Below are 5,511 nucleotides of genomic sequence, written 5' to 3' on the forward strand. Positions count from 1 at the left end.
ACTTAGTTTATGAAAAATCTGTCCAACGATTGGGGGGAATTATATACTAAGAAGTTGGAAACGGATATACCCTCTATCTGGTATCAGAAATATTCTGAATGCGTTCCGTCTTTAGACCCCGATAATCTAGATCGAGCTTTTTTGAAAAGTGTAAATTTAGCATGCGAGCTCTTTGAGTATCATAAGTCTGAGAAGGGATTGGTCGACATACTCAGTAGAATTAAAAATAAGGTATAACATGCTGGGTTCTAAATCATATAAATATGTTAGCATATATATTTCAACGATTGGACTCGATAGTTTCATCTTTATTTTCTTTTGAACACAACGAACTTGTCGGTAAAAATGTCACCTACCTGCTCAATGAAATCAATGTTGAAAAGGAAAACACTATGGCAACCGTTAGTGCAAAGGTGTTCGAGCATCACAAAAAAGCCGATGGCACCTACAATGTGAAAATTTGTGTGCAACACAAAAGATTAAGAAAGTATCTTGACACAACTCATTTCGTTGTNCATCACAAAAAAGCCGATGGCACCTACAATGTGAAAATTTGTGTGCAACACAAAAGATTAAGAAAGTATCTTGACACAACTCATTTCGTTGTCAAGAAGCAATCTACATAGAAAAACAGGTAGACTTCAAGTACAACGGTCACCCCTTGAACTATTTAAGCTCACAAAACGGATTATTTGAGCCTAAAACAGCTAAGATAAGAGCCCATTGTTAATGATAGGCTCAAAATAATTAAGAAATAAGCTCACTTATATGTAACTTTGAGCCTATACAAGCACATAAATGAGCTTCATTATGGCAGAGATAAATAACGACATTATTAAATTCCTACAGGAGAACCCGTTGAGTTCATCTCCAGAAATCCACAGGGGTATCGGCAAGGATTCTTATGCCACCATCAAGCGGGTTATCGCCAATATGCTTGAAAATGGACAGATTATATCCGAGGGGCAGCGCCGTGCAACCCGCTACCGTGTAAGTCCGGCCAATCAGCTGTTAGGGCATATTGATATGGACGCCTATTTTGAAAAAGAGATTGATGAACGCGATATACGGGAAGCTTTTAATTTTCAATTGATTGAAGAAGTGCTGGCTGGCGTTGATATTTTTACGGCAGATGAAGCAAGCAATTTACAGCAATTGCAGGACGAATTTCGACGAAACGTAACACACATGAGCCAAGATGTGTACAATAAGGAAATGGAAAGGCTTGCCATCGATTTAAGCTGGAAATCATCACAGATCGAGGGCAACACCTATTCCTTGCTGGAAACAGAACGTTTGCTAAAGGACAGAGAAACCGCCGCGGGAAAACCGAAAGACGATGCCACTATGCTCTTAAACCATAAAGAAGCCCTGAACTTTATCATTGATAATCCCGATTACGTCGTACCCTTGACCATAGCAAGAATAGAAGATATACATAGTATTTTGGTCAAGGATCTTCCGGTCGAACGCAATATCAGGCAACGTCGTGTAGGTATTTCCGGTACAAATTACAAACCTTTGGACAACGAACACCAGATAAGGGAAGCCCTTGAAGAAATGTGCAACCTTATCAATAACAAGAAAAACATATTTGAACAATCCCTGTTGGCACTGGTGTTGTTATCCTATATCCAAGCATTCAATGATGGAAACAAACGAACGGCACGAATTGTCAGTAATGCCATTCTGATTGCCAATCAGTATTGCCCAATTTCCTTTAGGACGATTGATTCCGTCGAATATAAAAAAGCGATGCTAATCTTTTATGAGCAGAACAATATCAGCGTTTTCAAGGAAATATTTATAGAACAATTCCGGTTTGCCGTCAAAACTTATTTTTGATGCTGTAATCGTCTTGAAAATAAAAAGGGCCTCCATTCAGGAAGCCCTTTATACCAGTCCACTTAACTTTTTATTTTTTCTCGGTTGTAGTTGTACCGTCAGGATTCAACGTTGCAGTCTGGATTTTTGACCCATTGATCACATTAAAATGGTAGTCGTTGACGTTGTTTCGTTCACCGATTATTTTTTGGAGGTTCACGGACACGGTCATTTCCTCGTTGGAGTCAAAATCGTCGTTTACACCGTTGTACAACATAATCAGTTGGATCCCCATGGGAAAAGATTCTTGTACGCGGCCATCCCAAATGAACTGAAACGACCCCGCGTTATCGCCTCCTTTCACCGTAACTTCTAATACATCGTCTTCCCTGACAACTTTAAGAACTTCAAAGGCATTCTCGGAATTACGGCCTTCCAGGGTGTTCAGGAATAATTGGTTGCCCATTAACAGATTCGCTTCCAGTCGAAATGGGTCTTCGTTGTCGGGCCCATTACTCTCCTTACTGCAACCGAATAGGAAAAGCGTGCTCAATGCAATCACTAATCCGGAGAATGTAAATACAAGTTGTTTTTTCATTTTTTTGTTTTTTATTTTGTTAGCATTCTGTTCTTATTGGCAAAAACACTTCTTAATCTATATCCGCTACACAAAAAGTGAAAATTTATAATTAGAATAGGACTTTAATTTTGATGCCCGAATTCAGGAGATTTACGTCACCGCGTTGCAATCCGCCCATCGGGATTTTGATAAACGGCTCAAAGAGGAGGTCCGTGCGCTTGTTGAAGCGTTGCCTTCTACCAATGGAAAGGTTCAGGTATCTTAAATTGCTTCGACCCTCGAAATCAGTGTCCATGCTTTTCTCACTATACTCGTTCTTGACGACTTCAAAAACAGATACCGACGCTCCGCTTGTTGGGTCCGTCACCACGTTCTCCCGGAGTACTTCCGACTCCATGCGGTAGATTTTATCTTCATCCAAAACGGCAAGAGCAGAGACTCCTACCGAAGCATACCAGCCGTCCGTCGGTTCATAAACAACGGTGAGGGGTATATCGATTGCCTTGATCATAGATTCGCCGCCGATCATTTTTGTGTCGTATGACAGTTGCACCGGATCGGTATCGTGTATCGCCGATATACGCGAGTACGTGAGGCCGGTAGATAATTTGAGTTTTTCCGAAACCTCGAACTCTGTCAATATACCGGCAGCAACGTTGGGTTTGTCTGTTGTAATTGATGAATTGACCTCGATGCCAAATTTCCATCTGCCGGATGCAGTCTTATGCTGTTCCGGATGATCTATGGATGCGATTGTTGTCTCTTTCCAACCGGATGAGGCCATTGTTTCTTCAGTTATTGTCGGCGAAGCAAGAGAAGGCGGAGTTGAAACTTCTGCGTGCATTCCAATAACGGGGCTAGTGTCATCAGCGTTTAATCCCATAACCGTATTGTCAACTACCCCCTGATTTGTTATAAACGTCCTATTTACGGTCTGCCCAATTGGTTGGTCATCACGGGTAGACACGACTTTAGTATCGCTTTTATCCTGTATGGGTAAACTTGGTCCCTTATCCTTTATCGAAACCTTTCTATGTTCGGCAATCCGGTCATGCCCAGCATCTTCTTGCCCGTTCCAGTGCCATGGGATGTATATCATGACACCGATTAATACCGCTGCGGCTGAAATATATTTCCAAAGGATCAATGGAGCTCTTCGCCGCTTTTGCTTTTCTTCGTCCAAGTTTTCTATATACGACTTCTGGAAATTCTCCCAATTGCCCTCTTCGTACGGTATCTCGAAATTATTAAGGCCATCTCTGATTTCGTCTATCAGTTTCTTTTCTTCGCTATCCATATCTATACCATTAAAGTCCGGTACAACATCTTAAGTTTCTCTTTTGCTCGAACCAGGTATACCCGGCTTGAACTTGCTGTTATCCCCATTAACTCTGCGATTTCATCGTGATTGAAGCCTTCGATCTCATACAACGTGAATACCTTCCTATAATTCGGGCTAAGGTTGTTGATTAAGTCCCATACATTTTCAACATGCAGATTATCCTGCAACATGACGGGGAATCGCCAGTCGTGCTCGTCGGTCAGTGGTTCCTGTAATGTGCTTGCTTTGTGCTTACGTATTTCATTAAGCGCCGTCCGCGCTGTTATTTTTGCCATCCAACCCTTCAATATTTTATTAAAATTCTCAAGATCGGTGCATTCAAATGTGTTAAGGTGCGAAAAGATTTTCATGAAGCTATCGTTTACGACCATGCCTGCTGTATCCCGATCGGAAACATACCTTAAAGCAACTCCCATGAGGTAGCCCCAATAGTGTTTGTATATGCGTTCTCTCAGTTTATCTCCGATGTTTTGCCAATCCTTCGACAGAACTTCGATCAAGTCATTATCAGTGCTCAATTTTTTCCGACGGTTAGCTTTCAATCTTATAGGATACCCAAAATTTGTTTTTTATAGACAGAAACACACGTTTTGGAACAAACGCTACATCAGGGCTGCTGATGTTCAGATTTATTTTTTTATTGGTTTTTTCTGTAGCATAATCAATTGCTTCTGTGTTTGGGTTAGGGAATTGAATTTTTAAACACAAAAATTAAATTACCATGAACATCAAATTACAGAGAACTCAAAAATTATTTGTCCTTGCCTCAATGGTCTGCATAGTGGCGCTTACGGTCAGTTGTAAAAAGGATGATAAGGACAGCCCCAACCCCCCTGCAGGATCCGGTAAGGTTGCTCTTTTAAATGCGGCTTTCGGAAGCGACTCGCTCAACTTTTTTATCGACACGAAGAAGGCTAATAGCAAGCTGCTTGGCTTTGGCGATAGCTTGAAATATGTCGACGTAACCGCTGGTGAACGCGCATTTGAGATCAAGGGGAAGGACGACAAATCGATTTTGAAGAAATCGTTCAAAACGGAAAAAGACAAAAATTACTCCTTACTTGCCAGCAATTCGAAAGATGGTAAGACGTTTGAGCTCATCCAGGTCAGCGACGATCTAACGGCACCAAATACGGATAAAGCAAAAATTCGGTTTATTCATCTTTCCCCTGACGCTGGGAAACTGAATATGGTAAACGGCGAGACCAAACTGGCAGAGAATATCGCCTACAAAAGTGCCAGCGCATATAAGGAGGTTGATGCTAAGAAAACTTCGTTTGATATCGTGGACCCCGAGGCAAATGAGACCTTACTCACGGTAGAAGACCTTGAGCTGGCCAAAGGTAAAATCTATACGATTTGGGTAGCCGGCTTACAAGAAACGGACGATGCAAAGAAAAAACTGGACGTCCATATTTTTATCAATAAATAAAAAGAGAAAATGTTAATGAATGGCGGGAACTATCCATCTAAGGGTTGTTTTCCGCCATTTTTATTTAAAAAATTAATAATCAATAGTTTACAAGGTAAGCGAATTATATAAACAGGCAAACAGTCTTTGTTTTGTTGCTAATTCTGTAAATTTCCCTATTCGTCATAACCCGAGGGCGGTTACATAAATAAGTTGATGGCAAAGAAAAACTATGTCATACAAGTACTGAATCAATCCATCAATTTATTTTGGACCCTGATTGCTTTTGCTCCAGTTCTCTGGTTTTGGATAATTAGTCATCCCTTAAATTCTGTACAACACACTAACAGTCAG

At 40.9% G+C, this 5,511-nt stretch carries 5 protein-coding genes; 2 read left to right on the forward strand and 3 right to left on the reverse strand.

The genetic code is table 11. The features are described from left to right. Positions 1–810: 810 nt before the first annotated feature. On the forward strand, positions 811–1,845 hold the full coding sequence (locus NGM62_RS21430; protein ID WP_262250348.1) for a Fic family protein: 1,035 nt from the start codon (positions 811–813) through the stop codon (positions 1,843–1,845). Positions 1,846–1,915: 70 nt separating this feature from the next. On the opposite strand, the gene NGM62_RS21435 is transcribed toward NGM62_RS21430, so the two are convergent. The 3 genes from NGM62_RS21435 to NGM62_RS21445 all read right to left on the reverse strand — a co-directional run bounded on the left by NGM62_RS21435 (position 1,916) and on the right by NGM62_RS21445 (position 4,288). Continuing rightward, complete coding sequence (locus NGM62_RS21435) at positions 1,916–2,422, reverse strand: hypothetical protein (RefSeq protein ID WP_262250349.1); 507 nt, start codon at positions 2,420–2,422, stop codon at positions 1,916–1,918. A 91-nt stretch (positions 2,423–2,513) separates the two neighbouring features. Then, positions 2,514–3,701, reverse strand: a complete 1,188-nt coding sequence (locus tag NGM62_RS21440; RefSeq protein WP_262250350.1) for a hypothetical protein — start codon at positions 3,699–3,701, stop codon at positions 2,514–2,516. A 2-nt stretch (positions 3,702–3,703) separates the two neighbouring features. After that, complete coding sequence (locus NGM62_RS21445) at positions 3,704–4,288, reverse strand: RNA polymerase sigma factor (RefSeq protein ID WP_315975882.1); 585 nt, start codon at positions 4,286–4,288, stop codon at positions 3,704–3,706. Between the two features lie 179 nt (positions 4,289–4,467). On the opposite strand from NGM62_RS21445, the gene NGM62_RS21450 reads away from it, so the two are divergent. Further along, positions 4,468–5,178, forward strand: coding sequence for a DUF4397 domain-containing protein (locus NGM62_RS21450; protein ID WP_262250351.1), 711 nt, complete (start codon positions 4,468–4,470; stop codon positions 5,176–5,178). The last annotated feature ends 333 nt before the right edge of the window (positions 5,179–5,511 follow it).

Origin of the sequence: Parapedobacter soli, from assembly GCF_025460835.1 — a bacterium.
In the GTDB taxonomy this organism is placed as follows: domain Bacteria; phylum Bacteroidota; class Bacteroidia; order Sphingobacteriales; family Sphingobacteriaceae; genus Parapedobacter; species Parapedobacter soli.